This is a genomic window from Aquisalinus flavus, from assembly GCF_014640095.1.
Lineage (GTDB): Bacteria > Pseudomonadota > Alphaproteobacteria > Caulobacterales > Parvularculaceae > Aquisalinus > Aquisalinus flavus.
Genome location: NZ_BMGH01000001.1, coordinates 2,628,789 through 2,644,910 on the forward strand (window position 1 = coordinate 2,628,789; position 16,122 = coordinate 2,644,910).

Consider the following 16,122-nt stretch of genomic DNA (forward strand, 5'->3'; position numbering starts at 1 on the left):
TACTGAACAATGCACATACCCCCTGTCCTGCAACTCCTGTTCTGGGCCGTCATCGCCTGGGGGCTCGCGCGGCTGTTTCCCGGCCTGGCTTGGGACTGGGGCGGGCAGGATGTGACCGCCGCCGTTCTGGCGCTGGCCGGGATCGGGGTCGCCGTGGCGGGCATCGTCCAGTTCCGCCGCCACAGGACGACGGTCAACCCGGTCGCGCTGGAACGGGCGAGCGCCATCGTCACGGACGGCGTCTATCGCTATAGCCGAAACCCGATGTATCTCGGCCTGGCGCTGGTGCTGACCGGCTGGGTCACCCTGCTGGGTAATCCGCTCGGGGCGCTGACAATCATCGGCTTCGTCGTGGTGATGACAATCATCCAGATCGCGCCGGAAGAGCGGGTGCTGGCAAAGAAGTTCGGCGCTGAATACGCCGCCTATCTGAAGCGCACGCGGCGGTGGCTATAAGCCCGGCCGGCAAGAGATAAAGCCGGCGATCATCAGCATGCGAAAGAACTCGAACGGCATTTCCATGCCTGCCTCGATGAGCAGATCCTCGATGTCGCGCGCGGGCAGAAGGCCAACGGCCTTGCCGATATTTTGCTGATAGGTTTCGCGGTCAGGCCCCTTGCCCGAGAGCTGCATGAAGCGGATCCAGGCGTCCATGAGGGGATCATAGCCGGGAGCGCTTGCGTCGGCGCTCAGGTCGGAGGTGACCAGCACCCCGCCCGGCCCGAGACGGTCGCGAATGCCGGACAGGAAATCCCGCCGCGCAGGGCGATCGACAAAGAAATGGGAGACGAGCAGACAGGTTGCGGCATGATAAGGCGCGGTTTGCGGCAGAGTTTCGAGAAAGCCGTGATGAAACTGGCAGCGAGCCGACAGACCGGCTTTTGCAATCTTGTCGCGGCAGACATCCAGCATGGCCCCGGCGGGGTCGAGCGCCGTGAAGTGCCATCCCGGGAAGTGGCGCGCGAGGGCGACGATCTCCGTGCCCGTGCCCGCCCCGACGCAGAGAATGCGTGCATCATCAGGCAATTGCGCCAGCACGACCCGGATGCCGAGGATCAGGGCCTCGTGCATGGCTTCCACATTGGCGAGCTGGGCATCGTAGGATGCCGCCCTCTCGCCATCGAATATATCAACTATCTCGTCCCGTTCCATGGATGTGATATTATCACAAACAATGGAACGGGCAAGGGGTTTTGACGGCGCGGTCTAGTTCGCCAGCGCAATGAGCGACGCGTTGCCGCCGGCGGCTGCCGTATTGACGGAGACCGCCTTTTCCTCGCAGAAGCGCTGGAGATAGTTCGGCCCGCCGGCCTTTGGCCCGGTGCCGGAAAGGCCGGCGCCCCCGAAAGGCTGTACACCGACGATCGCGCCGATGATGTTACGGTTGACATAGATGTTGCCCGCCTTCACGCGCGGCAGCACATAGTCGGCAATGCCGTCAATGCGCGAATGGATGCCGAAGGTCAGGCCGTAGCCGGTGGCGTTGACCGCATCGAGCACCTTGTCGAGCTGGTCGTTCTTCCAGCGCACCACATGCAGGATCGGGCCGAAGGCCTCGGTCTTGAGCCCGTCAAGGGCGTCGAGCTCGAAGATATGCGGCGCCATGAAGGTGCCGTTCAGGCCCGCCGGCGTCTTGCCCTTCCAGACCAGCCTGCCCTGTTTTTCCATCTTCTCGGCATGGGCCTGCAGATTGTCCAGCGCCTCCTGGTCGATCACCGGGCCGATATCGGTCTTCGGGTCGGCCGGATCGCCGAAGCGGCGCGCCTCGGCAGCACCGATGATCATCTCCAGCATGCCGTCGGCGACATCGTCCTGCAGGTAGAGAATGCGCAGGGCGGAACATCTTTGCCCGGATGACTGGAAAGCGGAGGTGACGACATCGTCGGCGACCTGTTCCGGCAGGGCGGTGGAATCGACGACGAGGGCGTTGATGCCGCCGGTCTCGGCGATCAGCGGGATGATCGGCCCGTCCTTGGCGGCGAGCGCGCGGTTGATGGCACGCGCAGTGGCCGTCGAGCCGGTGAAGCAGACGCCGTTGATGTCTTCATGCTCGACCAGCGCCTTGCCGGTCTCGCCCTCGCCGAGGACGAGGTTGCAGACCCCATCGGGGAAGCCGGCCTGTTTCATCAGCTCCACCGCGACATGGGCGATGTATGGGGTTTGTTCCGCTGGCTTGGCGACGACGGTATTGCCGGCAGCGAGCGCCGCGGTGACCTGGCCGACGAAGATCGCCAGCGGGAAATTCCACGGCGAGATACAGGCGAAGATGCCGCGCGGCTCCAGCTGCCAGCCATCGCGCTGGCCGGTCGGGCCTTCCAGCTCAATGCGCCCGCCCATCTGTTTTTCCGCCTGCAGAGCGTAGTAGCGACAGAAATCGGCCGCCTCGCGAACCTCGGCGACGGCGTCGTCGATGGTCTTTCCCGCCTCGACCGCACAGAGCGAGAAGAAGCGGTCCATGTTCTGCTCAAGGATATCGGCATAGCGGTTGAGATAGAGCGCACGATCCTCGGCCTCGGTCCGCCCCCAGGTCTGGAACGCGGCGCGGGCGGCCTTGACCGCCTTGTCGACCGTCTCGGGCGACGAGATCAGCATGCTGCCGAATTCCTCGCCGGTTGTCGGGTTGACGAGCGGCGCGGTCTTGTCGTCGCCGCGCTCCTGCCTGCCGTTGATGATCGCGGCAATGGGCTGGCTCGGCGGGGTGAAATCCGCCGTGACCTTTGCGACATGGTCAAGCACCGGCTTGTGGCCGAACTCCATGCCGGCGGAATTCTGGCGGTCGGAGTACAGATTGAGCGGGCGGCGGATCAGCGGGTGGCGGCCATCGCCGGCACCCGCAATGGTCGCCGCGACATGCTCCTGCGGCGAGACGAGCAGCGCCTCGCGCGTGATGTGCGGGTCGGCGATCTGCGACACGAAGGAGGAGTTCGCCGTGTTTTCCAGCATCCGCCGGACGAGATAGGCGAGAAGGTCCTTATACCCCCCGACCGGGGCATAGATGCGGGCGGGGACGCCTTCCAGCTTGATCTCCAGATCATAAAGGGACTCGCCCATGCCATGGAGGCGCTGGAACTCGTAGCCCTTCTTGTCGCCGGCGATCTCGAAGATCGCGGCGAGGGTGACGGCGTTATGGGTCGCGAATTGCGGGAAGATGTGCGGCCGCGCATCGAGCAGGCGCCGGGCGCAGTCGAGATAGCAAAGGTCGGTCGCGGCCTTGCGGGTGAAGACGGGGAAATCTTCGAGGCCGCGCTCCTGGGCACGCTTGATCTCGGTATCCCAATAGGCGCCCTTGACGAGGCGGACCATGAATTTGCGGTCGAGGGCTTTCGCCAGGCCGGCGACCCAGTCGACAACCTCCGGCGCACGCTTCTGATAGGCCTGCACGGCGAGGCCGAGGCCCATCCAGTCATCGAAGCCCGGATCTTCGGCGACGGCGCGGAACACATCGAGGGACAGTTCGAGCCGGTCGGCCTCCTCGGCGTCGATGGTCAGGTTGAGCTGATACTCCTTGGCCCGCTTGGCGAGCTCGATCACCTTGGGCACCAGGTCGCGCATCACCTCATCGCGATTGCGCGCCTCATAGCGCGGATGCAGTGCCGACAGCTTGACCGACAGGCCGGGGCGGGAGGGAAGCTCGGAATCGAAGCTCTTCGACTGCTCACCGATGGCGTCGAGCGCATTGGAATAGGATTCAAGATAGCGCTCGGCGTCCTTCTGGGTGCGGGCGCCCTCGCCCAGCATGTCGAAGGAGAACCAGAAGCCCTCGCGGCGTTGTTTCTCGGCCCGTTTCAGCGCTTCCTTGATGGTTTGTCCGAGCACGAAGTGACGGCCGAGATAATGCATCGCCTGGCGCGTGCCCTGGCGGATCACCGGCACGCCGAGACGCTTGACCATGCCATGCAGCACAGCGCCCGGCTTTTCGCGCGGGCGCACGATATTGGCCGACATGCCGATACCCCAGCTGGCCGCCATCAACAGCCAGCTGTCATCGTGGTCGTCCTCTTCCTCGTCCTCATCGTCCCAGTCGCCGGCGGAGAGCTTTTCCTCGATCAGCCGGTCCTGGGTCTTGGCGTCGGGCACGCGCAGCAGCGCCTCGGCCAGCACCATCAGCGCCAGGCCTTCCTTGGTCGACAGGGAATATTCCTGCATGAACTCCTCAAGCCCGGTCGTGTGCTTGGTGTTCTTCATCCCGTCGATGAAGCGGGTCGCCCGGTCGCGGATGCGCTTGGCCATATCCGGATCGTGCCGGTTTTCATCCAGCATTTTCAGGATCAGCTCGCGATCATCGGGTGCGTAATCGGCTTCAAACGGCGGGTAAGCGGAGTCTCTGGCCATGAATATCCTTCATCAGATCGTGTCGACAGAACCCGCACCAACGTGTCGGGGTCTCCCCTTGTTCCTCAATTGATCTATCCCGATTGCCGAAACGGGCGAGGCAATGCAAGCAAAGCCGGGGCCGATTGACCGTAATTGGCCACTTCCCCCTCCCGTGCGACGCAGGCCAATGCGCAAGCTGCAACGGAGTAGCAGAATATTGCTCAGTGTTGCGCCAACTCAACTGGACAGGCCGACTGGCTGTGCTTACAGTCGGCGGCTTATTTCGGACCGAAAGCATGAGGGTGAGGCAAAATGCAGGGTTTTTTTGATGGCGTAGACAATGTGAGCGGCTTCATCTGGGGCGGCACGTGGAACGGTGCCCAGATCCTGCCGGTCGGCATGCTTGCGGTCATGCTGCTTGGAACCGGCGCCTGGTTCATGATCGTCCTCAAGGGGCGCCCGATCACGCGTTTCTTACCGGCTTTGGGGGAAGTCTGGGCGGGCCGCAAGGCCCAGGGCGTAGACGGCGCCATCACGCCCTGGCAGGCACTCTCAACCGCCCTGTCCGGACAGGTCGGTACCGGTAACCTGGCAGGGGTCGCGACGGCGATCACCTTTGGCGGTCCGGGTGCCATCTTCTGGATGTGGGTCACCGCCCTGCTGGGCATGGCCTGCGCCTTCGCCGAATCCTCGCTCGCGGTGAAATATCGCGAAAGTGACCCCGGTGGCCGCCTGCGCGGCGGACCGATGTATTACATCAAGCACGGCCTGAACAAGGGCAAGGGCGGCGCCAAGGGTGCGTTCGGCTGGCTTGCCGTCCTGTTCGTCTTCGGCACGCTCCTGTCGGCGCTTGCGACCGGCGGGATGATCCAGTCCAACTCGATCGCCCAGTCGGCGTTGGAAACCGGACGCCAGATGTCGATCGACATACCGGCATGGCTGATCGGCATCATCCTGTCCGTCCTCGTCTTCAGCGTTATCATCGGCGGCATCAAGTCGATCGGCTCGATCGCCGGCAAGGTCGTGCCGTTCATGGCCGGCGCTTATGTGCTTCTGGCGCTGGTCGTCCTGATCATGAACGCGCCGCAGATCCCGGCGGCATTCGGGCTCATCTTCTCCCACGCCTTCGGCCTCGAGCAGGCGGCCGGTGGCGCCGCCGGTTACGGCGTGCTGCAGGCGATCCGGTATGGCGTCGCCCGCGGTCTGTTCTCCAACGAGGCCGGCCAGGGCTCCGCGCCGATCGCTCACTCCACCGCGATGACCTCGGGCCCTGCAATGCAGGGTGAGATCGCGATGATCGGCGTCTTCATCGACACGATCATCATCTGCACCATGACGGCCCTCGTCCTGCTCGTGGTGCCAGGGGCCTATCCGAGTGCCGAGGGTGTCGTCGAATTCGTCTGGATGTCGACGGAGCTCGATGCCTCCGCCAAGACCACGGCCGCCTATGCGCAGGCGATCCCGTTCGGCAATTATTTCGTCACCGTCGCGCTCTTCCTGTTCGCCTTCACCACAATACTGGGCTGGTCCTATTATGCCGAAACGGCGATTACCTACCTGTTCGGCGAGAAAGCGGCAATGCCAGTCCGGTTTGTGTGGGTGGTCGTCGTCTTCCTCGGGACGATCATAACCGACGTCGACAGCCTCTGGCGTCTCGGCGATATCGCCAACGCGTCGATGGCTTTCCCGAACCTGCTCGCCATCCTGTTGCTGTCCGGCACAGTGCTGACCATTGCCAACAACAAGGACGCCCCGGGCAAGCCATTGAAATGATGCGCCGACCGCAACAAAGAGGTACTTTTAGTTATATTTGTTGCGATTTGAAGAATAGAGGTCGCAAGAGTGAACTAAATACGCCCGGTTGAGGTTACCAAGATATCATACGCTTTAACTTGCTTTTCGCAGGGTTCTGGCGTGTGATATCACGCAATGGTGAGGCAACGGGTAGATATGCTACGCATTGGGCTTCTGGCTTCGATTATCCTGCTGAGCGCAGGCTGTGCGTCCATGAAAACGGACGATGAGGTGACGAGTCGCTTCGATCCGGACCGGATCGACGTAGAAATGGACCGTGACAGCATCACGAAGTCGTTCCAGTCCCCCCTCTATATCCTCAATATCAAGAAGGAAGACATTCCCGATCATCTTCCGGGACCTGATGAAACCTATACCGAACCGACATCCTGTCTCATCGCCAAGGTCGAATACGACACTCTGAACAAGCTGCTCGGCATCGACGAGGCGACCATGGAAGCCGAGGAATATGGCATGATCAGCCTCGATGCCTCGGATGCGATCGAGTCGACGATCAGCGATTTCATTCCCTTCGAGAGTGTCATCAAATATGTTTCCGGCGCGTCGAAGCACGAGAAGAAGGTCGCCGCAGCCTTTTTCCGTGGCCAGATCCGCCGGGCCTATCTGCACGGCTATATCCACCGGAATACCTGCGAAACGCCGGTGCCGTCCACGAAACCGTCCGATGCGACGGTGACCGCCAGCAATACGCTTGCGCGCGACGAGCGCCGCATCGGCAAGAAGCAAGCCGCAGACAGGGCCGCAGACAGGGCCATTGAAGAATTCGATATCTATGTATCGCCGACGCCCCGCCCGGTTGATGAGGTTGTATACCTGCCGCCCGTCGCCGTTGACGAGGGCGCCTATCGCGACGACACTCTCGAGGATCAAGCCACCGAAAGAGCGTCCGATTCCAATGACAGATCTGTCCCGCTGCCAGCCCGCGCCATCGCGTCCCGGGATTAAGTCCGGCCTGACCGCCAGCATCGCCGCCACCCTTCTTTCCATCAGTAGTTTGACAAGTGTTGCGTCAGCACAGGATGCGCAGCCTTGCGCCGACAGCGGGATTTACGGCGTCATCGTTCATGGCGGCACGGCCCGTTATGGCAGCGAGAGTGAAGAACGCCTCGCCCTGTTCAAGGTTATGCTGCCAGAGCTGCGCGCCGACCTTGCCGCCGGGGCCAGCGCCCTCGACACCGTCGAGAAGGCGATCGTGGCGATGGAGGATTCGGGCCTGTTCAATGCCGGCAAGGCGGCGATCAACAATGCCGGCGGCTTTGTCGAGACCGATGCGTCGATCATGGACGGGGCGACCATGGACGCCGGTGCCGTTGCCTCGATGCGACTGATCAGGAACCCGATCCGCGCGGCAAGGCTGGTCATGGACGAGACCCGGCACGTGATGATGGTCGGCGATCGCGGCGAGACTGCCGTGACCGAGCGCGGCGCCGAGACCGTCGAGCCGGGATATTTCAGGAACAATCGGCAGACAGACGAGCCGGATGAACACGGCACCGTCGGCGCCGCCGTTCTCGACCGGTGCGGCAATCTCGCCGCAGGCACGTCGACCGGCGGCTATGATGCCAAGATCCCCGGCCGGGTCGGCGATTCTCCCGTCATCGGCGCCGGCACCTATGCCCGCAATGGCGTTCTCGCCGCTTCGGCCACTGGCCATGGCGAGTATTTCATCCGCTTCACCGCGACCCGCTCAGCCGCCGCGCGCATGGAATATGGTGCGATGAACCTCGAGGACGCGGTCGCTGCCTCGATCGAGGAGATGGCGTCAGCAGGGGCGGAAGGCGATGGCACGGGCGGCATCGTTGCCATCGGCGCTGACGGCGCCGTTACCTATCCTCATAGTACCCAGGGCATGTATCGCGCCTATGCAACGCCGGAAATTCTTTATTCTGTCGGGGTTTTCGACGAGATGGAAACGCGCACGGCCGACTGACGGGTTGCCGGGACCGGACAAGCGCCCCGGCTCGCGGACCGGCTGACACGGTTGTGAGAGGACAGGATTACCGGACGCTGTACCGTGGCTCCATCAACAACAGGAGCCAAGGCCATGTCGTCCATTCTTTCCCTTGTGGCAAAACCGGTCACCTTCATTCTTTGCCTCGCGATCGCCGTTGCGACTACCCCCTTCACCGCCACGCTCGCCCAGCAGGACACGCCGGAGATGACGAGCGGTACGGGCCTCGGCCCGGCCATCGGCGAGACCATTCCGCATGACCTGGCGCTCGGCGATGCCCCTGGGTTCGACGCGCTGACAGGCGAGAACGGCATGGTGCTGTTTTTCGTGCGCTCGGTCGACTGGTGCCCCTATTGCAAGGCGCAGGTGATCGAAGCCTCCGCTGCCTATGACGATTTCACCGCGCTCGGGCTGGAGCCGGTCTATCTCAGCTATGACACCGCAGAAAAGCAGACCGCTTTCGCTGCCCAGCGGGATATTGCGGGCAGCTTCATCTCCGATCCGCAGTCCGAGATCATCACGGCCTTCGGCCTGTTGAACACGAATCACAAGCCCGGCGAGTTCGGCCATGGGATCCCGTTCCCGGCCATCTTCATCCTGGATGCCGACGGCACGGTTGCGGCGAGGCTTTATGAGGAAGAGTACCTGACCAACGCGAAAAGCTATCAGGACCGCCCGGCGATCGACATCGTCCTGGAAGCGGCGGCCAAGGCTGTCAGCGAGTAGAGCAGCCTGCATCAGGGCGGGGCGAAGGCGCGCAACAGCGGGTGTTGAGATTGTGGGACTCCCCAGAAGCGCAAGCCACAAAAAAAGTGGGGCCGCAGTTGCCTGCGGCCCCGTCCGTTGCTCGTTCAGGGGGGGGGAGAGAGAAAGTGAACGAGGACGGAATCTCGGTGTCCGAGGGAGACACGATCATCGAGTACAATCTATCAGTTAGGTGCTCGACCGGTCGGTTACATGTCACGCACATGGGGGACATTCTAGATTTTCTTTTTGTATTCAGACTTGTTCGCAAGTCCTGTGGCAGCAAAAAATCGTTCTGCAAAATCTTACAATTGCCACACTCTCAAAAAGTAGGGGCCGCGGGCGGTTGCGCCGCGGCCCCTGGCATTTCCCGTGCCAGAAAGGGGGGAGAGAGAGATATCTGAACGAGAAATGCAACCAGCAAGGCGGAAACGAGGGAAGGAGGAGGAGAGTGCTCCGCCGCGCTGTTACCGGTCACATAATGCAAGATGATGACATTTGCAATGTCCCGGAGTTACGGGACAGCTCATTCCATTAATCGAATTCAGATAGCCGCCAGCCGAGCAGAGCGCAAACGGTGCGTCAGGTCTTGATCAGCCCGGCACCCACGCCCCGGAGGGCGGCGCTGACCCGGTTTGTGACGCCGAGTTTCGCGAAACAGCGCCGGACCAACGTGTCCACGGTATGGTCCGAAATCTCGAGGATGCCGGCGATAACCGAATTGCTCTTGCCCTGGGCGATCCAGTACAGGACCTGCTTCTCGCGCGGCGAGAGAACAATGAATTCCGGCTGCAGCGCGCCGCCGATCTCGAGATATTTCAGGTGGGTCTGCTGGCAGGCGACCTGGATTTCGAGCACCTTGCCCTCGGTCAGCCGGAAATTCTCCAGGGTCGCGCCGAGCCCGAAATAGGCGATCGTCCCCTTGGCGTTGAAGACGGGCACGGCCAGCCCTTCCTTGTATCCGTACCTCGAAAAATCGCGGATATAGGTCTTTTGCTCCTCGGTCAGGGTCGTCAGCTTGCCGATCTCGCTCCAGTAGAAGGGTTTGGACTGTAACGGGCTCTGGTTGACGATCGGATCGATATCGAAATAATTTTGCTGGGAGTATTGTTGCAGCCATTCCGGCGGGAAATTGTGAAAGATGAGAGCCTTGTCGAACTCCATGGCCTGCATTTCCTTGCGCAGGATCGCATAGACGCAGCTGGCAAAGCCATAGACCTGATGAAGGTCTTCAAACAGGCCCATGAGCTCGGAGGCGTCGTCAACGCCGCCGAGAGCATCGAGATACCGCTCAAGCGGACCCGAAAACTCGCTCGTGTCATCAGGTAGGACCATGTTGGTCGCTTTCACTCCCGGCCCGGCACGCAACCCCCTGCAATACCAGTCCGGCTCTTCCTTCCGGTTGCAGTGTAGCATCGAAAAGCGCTCGATATGAAGGATTTCCGCAGCATGATCTGCGAAGTGCCCAAGGCCCGCGACTAACCGCCCGTTAAGCGGGGCGCGCTATAAGGCAAGAGAACCTGTCTTAACCATGGGATGCGCCCGATGAAACTGTCCATTTTCGGCCTCGGCTATGTCGGCGCGGTGTCGGGCGCGTGCCTTGCCGATCTCGGCCACCAGGTGACCGGCGTCGACCTCAACCCGGAAAAAGTCGCGCGTATCAATGCCGGCGAAGCGCCGATCTATGAAGCGCTGATCGGCGAACTGACCGAGCGCGTCGTTTCGCAGGGCCGGTTTTCCGCAACGGCCGACCAGAATGCCGCGGTGCGCGACACCGAACTCTCGATCATCTCCGTCGGCACACCGACCGCCGCCGATGGCAGCCCGATGATGGACGCCGTCGAAGCCGTGACCCGCATGATCGGCGAGACGGTGCGCGAGAGCGGCAAGGCGCATACGGTGGTCGTGCGCTCCACCGTCACGCCCGGCTATTGCGCCGGCACCCTCGCCCCGGTGCTGGAAGCAGCCGCAGGCCGACGGATCGGCGACGGGCTGCATCTGGTCTTCAACCCGGAATTCCTGCGCGAGGGATCGTCCGTACGCGACTTCCGCGAACCGCCCTTCACCATTCTCGGCTCGATGACCGATGAGGGCGCAGACATCGCGGCGCGGCTCTATGACGGTATCGACGCGCCGCTGATCCGCACCGATCCGGGTGTCGCGGAATCGATCAAGATACTGTCCAACGCCTTTCACGCCCTGAAGATTTCCTTTGCCAACGAGGCGGGCCGGCTGCTGAAATCCTCCGGCATCGACGCGACCGAGGCGATGCGCATTTTCGTTCAGGACACGGTGCTGAATGCGTCGGGCGCCTATCTGCGTCCCGGCTTTGCCTTTGGCGGGTCGTGCCTGCCCAAGGATATCCGGGCGATCCTGTCGATGGCGTCGGCGAGCCGCACCGACCTGCCGGTGCTCTCCGCCGTGATGGGCTCCAACCGCGCCCATATCGACACCGTGCTGGGCATGATCATGGCGCGCATCGCCGAGGGCAAGCCGCGCAAGGCGGCGCTGTTCGGCCTGTCGTTCAAGCCGGGCACGGACGATCTGCGCGAAAGCCCCTATGTGGCGCTGGCGGAGAAATTGATCGGCAAGGGGTTCGATCTGTCGATCATCGACCCGTGGGTCAAGACCAGCCGGCTGCTCGGCAAGAACAAGGCCTTCATCGAGCAGGAAATCCCGCATTTCGAGGCGCTGCTGAACCGCGACCTGGAGACGACGCTTGCCCAGAACGATATCCTGATCATCGGCCATGCCTCTGCGGAGCATCTCGCCCTGATCGGCGAGCATGCGGCGGGCAAGACCGTGGTCGACCTCGCCAATATCGCGGCCCTGCGCGAACGCGGCGACATCGATTATGAAGGCGTGTGCTGGTGATGGCGGCGCAGGACGACACGCGGCCGACACTGCTGTTCATCTCGCCGCAGTTCCTGTTTCCGCTCGATGCCGGTGGCAAGATCCGTACGACGAATATTCTGCTCAACATGAAAGGCGGCGCGTTCCGCATCCACCTGATCTCGCCGGCGACCCCGGACGAGGAGACGCGCTGGAGCGACGAGATCGCCGCGATCTGTGACGACTACACAACGTGGCGCATTGCTCCGCGCGACCGGCTGCACCGGCTTGCCGGGCTGCTCTCGCCCCTGCCCGTCTCCGTCTGGTCGGACGCGCTGCACGAGAGCCGGCAGGCTGTGGAGACCGCGCTGAAGGCCCGGCCCGCTGTCGCCGTGTTCGACTTTACTCACTCTGCCGCACTGATGCCGTCGGACACTTTCATGACAAAGAGCGGGGTACGGACGGTTTTGTTCACCCACAATGTCGAGACCGAGATCTTCGCCCGCCATGCGAAGACCGCCGCCTTCCCCATGTCGCTGGTCTGGCGGGTGGAACATGCCAAGATGGCGCGGTTCGAGCGCACCGCCTGTTCGCGCTTCGACACGGTAATCGGCGTCTCCGGGCGCGATGCCATGACGCTGAAGGAAACGTTCGGCGCCGCCACCACTGCAGCGATCCCGACAGGCGTCGATCTTGACTTCTTTGCCTATACGCCGCCCGCAAACGAAACCGGGCCGCTGATTTTCACCGGCTCGATGGACTGGCGCGCCAATCAGGATGGGCTCACCTGGTTCCTGCACGACGTTTGGCCGCTGATCGCGGCGGCACGGCCGCAGACCAGCCTCAAGGTGATCGGCAAGAATCCGCCGCAGCACCTTATCGATGCCGCCGGGAAGGCCTGCGCCAACTGGACCTTTACCGGGTTCGTCGACGATATCCGCCCCCATGCGGCGGGGGGCTCTGCCTATGTCATCCCGCTGCGCGTCGGCGGGGGGACACGGATCAAGGCCTATGAGGCGATGGCAATGGGGATGCCCGTCGTCTCCACCACGCTTGGCGTCGAGGGCCTCCCGCTGACACCCGGTGAGCATTTTTTTTCGGCGGACACGCCAGAGGCCTTCGCCGCCGCGACCCTGCGCCTGCTGGCCGAGGCCGACACCCGCCGGGCCCTGTCCGGCGCGGCGCGGGCTTTCGTCGAAGCGAACGCCAGCCAGAAGAGCGTTGCGGAAGTCTTTGAGCGCATCTGTCTCGACACTCTCAAGGCACGCTAAAAACGAGCCAAGGCTGCTGGTCGCCTGCCTTTCCCGGTGCTATGGCATCGGCGCAAGGAGGACAGCGCCATGACCGACAAGACCCTCTATCATCCGACCCCGATCATCGAGACGGAGCGGCTGATCCTGCGCGGCTGGGAGATGCGCGACCTGCCCGCCTATACGCAGATGATGGCCGATGAGGATGTCTGCCGGTTCATCGGCGGCACGGTCCGGCCGGATATGGCGTGGCGGCAATTTGCCGGGCTCGCGGGGCACTGGGCGCTGCATGGCTATGGCTTTTTCGTCGTCGAGGAGAAGGCGACGCGCGCGTTCATGGGGCGGATCGGGCCGCATTTTCCGGTCGGCTGGCCGCATCTGGAGATCGGCTGGACGCTGGTCGCGGCGGCGCAAGGCAAGGGCTATGCGGTCGAGGCCGCTGCAGCGAGCGCCGACTGGCTGTTCGAGACACAGCCCGGGCTAACGAAATTCATCAGCGTGATCGACCCGGCCAACCGCCCGTCGCAGAAGGTCGCCGAACGCCTCCGCATGACCAATACGCAGGAAATTTTCGAGGTTTTCGGCTACAAGACCGAGATCTGGGAGATCAGCCGCGCTGCATGGGGCGATGGCAGGGCCGCCCGATAATTGGTATAGTGGCGGCATGACAGCTGCAAATCGTCTGCGCCCGACCGACATCTTTACAGCGGAAGAATGGGCCGGGCTGTCCCGCCGCCAGCCCTGGCGCGGGCCGCTGCTGGTGGTTCATGCCTGGGGCATCATCGCCGCGGCGATCGCGCTGGTCGCGATCTGGCCCAATCCGGTGACCGTCACCCTCGCGATCATGCTGATCGGCGCGCGCCAGCTCGGCCTTGCCATATTGATGCATGAGGCGGCCCATGGCGCGCTGCATCCGAACCGCACGGTCAACGACTTTCTCGGCCACTGGCTGAGCGCGGCGCCGGTCGGCGCGGCGCTGCCCGGCTATCGCGCCTATCACCTCGCCCACCACAGATATGTGCAGAGCGATGAGGACCCGGACCTGATCCTGTCGGCGCCGTTCCCGGTGACCAAGGCCTCCCTGCGGCGCAAGTTCATCCGTGACCTGACCGGCCAGACCTTCTTCCGCCAGCGCATCCTCGGGCTGTTCGTGCAGTTGAAAGGCGACAGCGCGGCGGAGAAGCAGGCCGAAGTCCTGTCCGGGCGCAAGGGGGTCACGGATTTCCTGATCACCAATGGCGTCTTGCTGGCCATCGCCATCGTCAGCGGCCTGTGGTGGGCCTATGCGCTTTGGCTCGTTGCCATGGCGACGTGGTTTCCGTTCGTGACCCGCATCCGCAACATTGCCGAGCATGCCTGTGTCGAGACGACCGGCGACCCCCTCGGCCATGCCCGCACCACCCTGCCGGCCTGGTGGGAGCGGCTGCTGATCGCGCCCTATTGGGTGCATTACCATTCAGAGCACCACGCCTTCATGCACCTGCCCTGCTATCGCTTGCCGAGGGCACACGCGATGATGCAGGACAAGGGCTATGGCGACCGCATCCCCCTGGCCCGCTCCTATGCCGAAGTCCTGCGCATGGCGACGGCCACACCGCAAGCCAAGTGACGTCTTTCGTTCTTTGACGGGGCGCAATATCCGGCGGTATAGTCGCCGGAGCGAACAGGAGATAGTTGATGAAATTTGCCGCCACGGCCGTTGCCGCCGCGATTATGCTTGCTGCGCCGCTTTCCGTTTGGGAAGCGATGGCGCAGGACCCTGCCCTTGACGAAGACACTATCGAGCAGGCGGAGAGGCTGATGGATGCGGGGCTCGACTCCACCATCGGCTATGAAATCGTGGAGAGCCTGACGACCGAGATCGGCGCGCGGCTCGCCGGCTCCGAAGCAGAAGCCCGCGCCCGCGACTGGGCAGTCGCCAAGATGACGGCGCTGGGGCTGGCGAATGTCCGTATCGAGCCTTTCGACGTGCCCTATTGGGAGCGCGGCATCGAGGAGGCGGCGATCGTTTCGCCCTATCCGCAGACCCTTGAACTGACCGCGCTTGGCGGGTCGGTCGCGACGCCTGTGGAAGGCGTTACCGGCGAGATCGTGCGCTTCGAGACGCTCGCCGATCTGCAGGATGCGCCGATGACGGGCTTTGAGGGCAAGATCGTCTTCGTCGACGAATACATGACCCGGACACAGGACGGCTCGGGCTATGGCGTAGCCGTCGCCAAGCGCTCCGGCGCGGCGGTCGAGGCGGGCAAGCGCGGCGCTGTCGCGGCGCTGATCCGCTCGGTCGGCACTGACAGCCACCGCTTCCCCCATACCGGCCAGATGCGCTATGGCGATGTCGACCGCAAGGTACCGATCGCTGCCCTGTCCGCCCCTGACGCCGACCAGCTGCAGCGGGCGCTGACCCGCGGCGAGCCGGTGACCGTGCGTGTACGGCTCGACACAGTGTCGCCGGGCACGCGCCCCTCGGGCAATGTGATCGGCGAGATCCCCGGCCGTACGGACGAGATCGTCGTCATCGGCGGGCATCTCGATTCATGGGATCTCGGCACCGGCGCGGTCGATGATGGCGCCGGCATCGGCATCACCATGGGCGCGGCGAAGATCATTCTCGAGTCCGGCCTGACGCCGGAGCGCACGATCCGCATCGTCGCCTTCGGGGCCGAGGAAATCGGCCTTTATGGCGGCATCTATTACGCCGAGAAATATGCCGCCGATCTCGACAAGCATATCGTCGGGGCGGAGTCGGATTTCGGCGCCGGCCAGATCTATCAGTTCCAGACCCGATTTGGCGAAACGAAGCTCGACCGCGCCAAGGAATTCCAGCGCGTGCTCGCGCCGCTGGGGATCGGGCCCGGCAACAATGAGGCCACCGGCGGACCGGACATGATCGGGCTTCGCGGCGCGGGCGTGCCGGTGGTGACGCTGAAGCAGAACGGGTGGGATTATTTTGACCTGCACCACACCCATGACGACACGCTCGACAAGATCGACCCGGACAACATCGCCCAGAATGTCGCCGCCTATGCCGGTTTTGTCTGGATGGCGGCGAATATGGACGGCGATTTCCGCGATCCGGTGACACTGCCAGTGACTGGGGAAGCGAGCCAGTAGGGACAAGCCCAGTCATATAAGGGTCACGCCGCCGGGCTATGGATGGCGCCATGACCCTTCCGGCGGCAAGCGCGCGCGGGATGACGGGTTAAATTTGAGGGGTAT

General features: G+C 63.2%; 13 protein-coding genes. 10 read left to right on the forward strand and 3 right to left on the reverse strand.

The features are described from left to right. Window positions 1-9: 9 nt before the first annotated feature. The gene (locus tag IEV88_RS11960) at window positions 10-456 is read left to right on the forward strand and encodes a methyltransferase family protein (protein ID WP_188158225.1); all 447 of its coding nucleotides are present in this window, start codon (window positions 10-12) and stop codon (window positions 454-456) included. On the opposite strand, the gene IEV88_RS11965 is transcribed toward IEV88_RS11960, so the two are convergent. Both IEV88_RS11965 and putA read right to left on the reverse strand, forming a co-directional pair. Further along, window positions 451-1,152: a class I SAM-dependent methyltransferase gene (locus IEV88_RS11965; protein ID WP_188158224.1), complete on the reverse strand. Its 702-nt coding sequence runs from the start codon at window positions 1,150-1,152 to the stop codon at window positions 451-453. The two genes, IEV88_RS11960 and IEV88_RS11965, sit on opposite strands and share 6 nt — an antisense overlap. A 54-nt stretch (window positions 1,153-1,206) precedes the next feature. After that, window positions 1,207-4,332, reverse strand: a complete 3,126-nt coding sequence (gene putA / locus IEV88_RS11970) for a bifunctional proline dehydrogenase/L-glutamate gamma-semialdehyde dehydrogenase PutA (RefSeq protein WP_188158223.1) — start codon at window positions 4,330-4,332, stop codon at window positions 1,207-1,209. A 294-nt stretch (window positions 4,333-4,626) separates the two neighbouring features. Here putA and IEV88_RS11975 point away from each other — a divergent pair, with 294 nt between their 5' ends. The 4 genes from IEV88_RS11975 (at window position 4,627) to IEV88_RS11990 (ending at window position 8,806) form a co-directional block, all read left to right on the forward strand. Continuing rightward, entirely contained in the window at window positions 4,627-6,087 is a 1,461-nt protein-coding gene (locus tag IEV88_RS11975; protein ID WP_188158222.1) for an alanine/glycine:cation symporter family protein, read from the forward strand. Between the two features lie 234 nt (window positions 6,088-6,321). Continuing rightward, the gene (locus IEV88_RS11980) at window positions 6,322-7,074 is read left to right on the forward strand and encodes a hypothetical protein (RefSeq protein ID WP_188158221.1); all 753 of its coding nucleotides are present in this window, start codon (window positions 6,322-6,324) and stop codon (window positions 7,072-7,074) included. Beyond that, window positions 7,025-8,059, forward strand: a complete 1,035-nt coding sequence (locus IEV88_RS11985) for an isoaspartyl peptidase/L-asparaginase family protein (RefSeq protein ID WP_188158220.1) — start codon at window positions 7,025-7,027, stop codon at window positions 8,057-8,059. The genes IEV88_RS11980 and IEV88_RS11985 overlap by 50 nt, the downstream gene beginning before the upstream one ends. 114 nt (window positions 8,060-8,173) lie before the next feature. Beyond that, window positions 8,174-8,806 carry a peroxiredoxin family protein gene (locus tag IEV88_RS11990; RefSeq protein WP_188158219.1) on the forward strand — a complete coding sequence of 211 codons (633 nt, stop codon included), beginning with the start codon at window positions 8,174-8,176 and terminating at the stop codon, window positions 8,804-8,806. Window positions 8,807-9,406: 600 nt separating this feature from the next. Here the strand turns inward: IEV88_RS11990 and IEV88_RS11995 are convergent. Next, window positions 9,407-10,159, reverse strand: a complete 753-nt coding sequence (locus tag IEV88_RS11995) for a helix-turn-helix transcriptional regulator (protein WP_188158218.1) — start codon at window positions 10,157-10,159, stop codon at window positions 9,407-9,409. A gap of 210 nt (window positions 10,160-10,369) precedes the next feature. Here IEV88_RS11995 and IEV88_RS12000 point away from each other — a divergent pair, with 210 nt between their 5' ends. The 5 genes from IEV88_RS12000 to IEV88_RS12020 all read left to right on the forward strand — a co-directional run bounded on the left by IEV88_RS12000 (window position 10,370) and on the right by IEV88_RS12020 (window position 16,017). Further along, on the forward strand, window positions 10,370-11,698 hold the full coding sequence (locus tag IEV88_RS12000; RefSeq protein WP_188158217.1) for a nucleotide sugar dehydrogenase: 1,329 nt from the start codon (window positions 10,370-10,372) through the stop codon (window positions 11,696-11,698). Next, complete coding sequence (locus IEV88_RS12005) at window positions 11,698-12,927, forward strand: glycosyltransferase (protein WP_188158216.1); 1,230 nt, start codon at window positions 11,698-11,700, stop codon at window positions 12,925-12,927. The genes IEV88_RS12000 and IEV88_RS12005 overlap by 1 nt, the downstream gene beginning before the upstream one ends. A 69-nt stretch (window positions 12,928-12,996) precedes the next feature. Then, window positions 12,997-13,554, forward strand: a complete 558-nt coding sequence (locus IEV88_RS12010) for a GNAT family N-acetyltransferase (protein WP_188158215.1) — start codon at window positions 12,997-12,999, stop codon at window positions 13,552-13,554. Window positions 13,555-13,570: 16 nt separating this feature from the next. Continuing rightward, on the forward strand, window positions 13,571-14,515 hold the full coding sequence (locus IEV88_RS12015) for a fatty acid desaturase family protein (RefSeq protein WP_188158214.1): 945 nt from the start codon (window positions 13,571-13,573) through the stop codon (window positions 14,513-14,515). Window positions 14,516-14,583: 68 nt separating this feature from the next. Then, window positions 14,584-16,017: a M28 family peptidase gene (locus tag IEV88_RS12020; RefSeq protein WP_206711181.1), complete on the forward strand. Its 1,434-nt coding sequence runs from the start codon at window positions 14,584-14,586 to the stop codon at window positions 16,015-16,017. Window positions 16,018-16,122 lie beyond the last annotated feature (105 nt).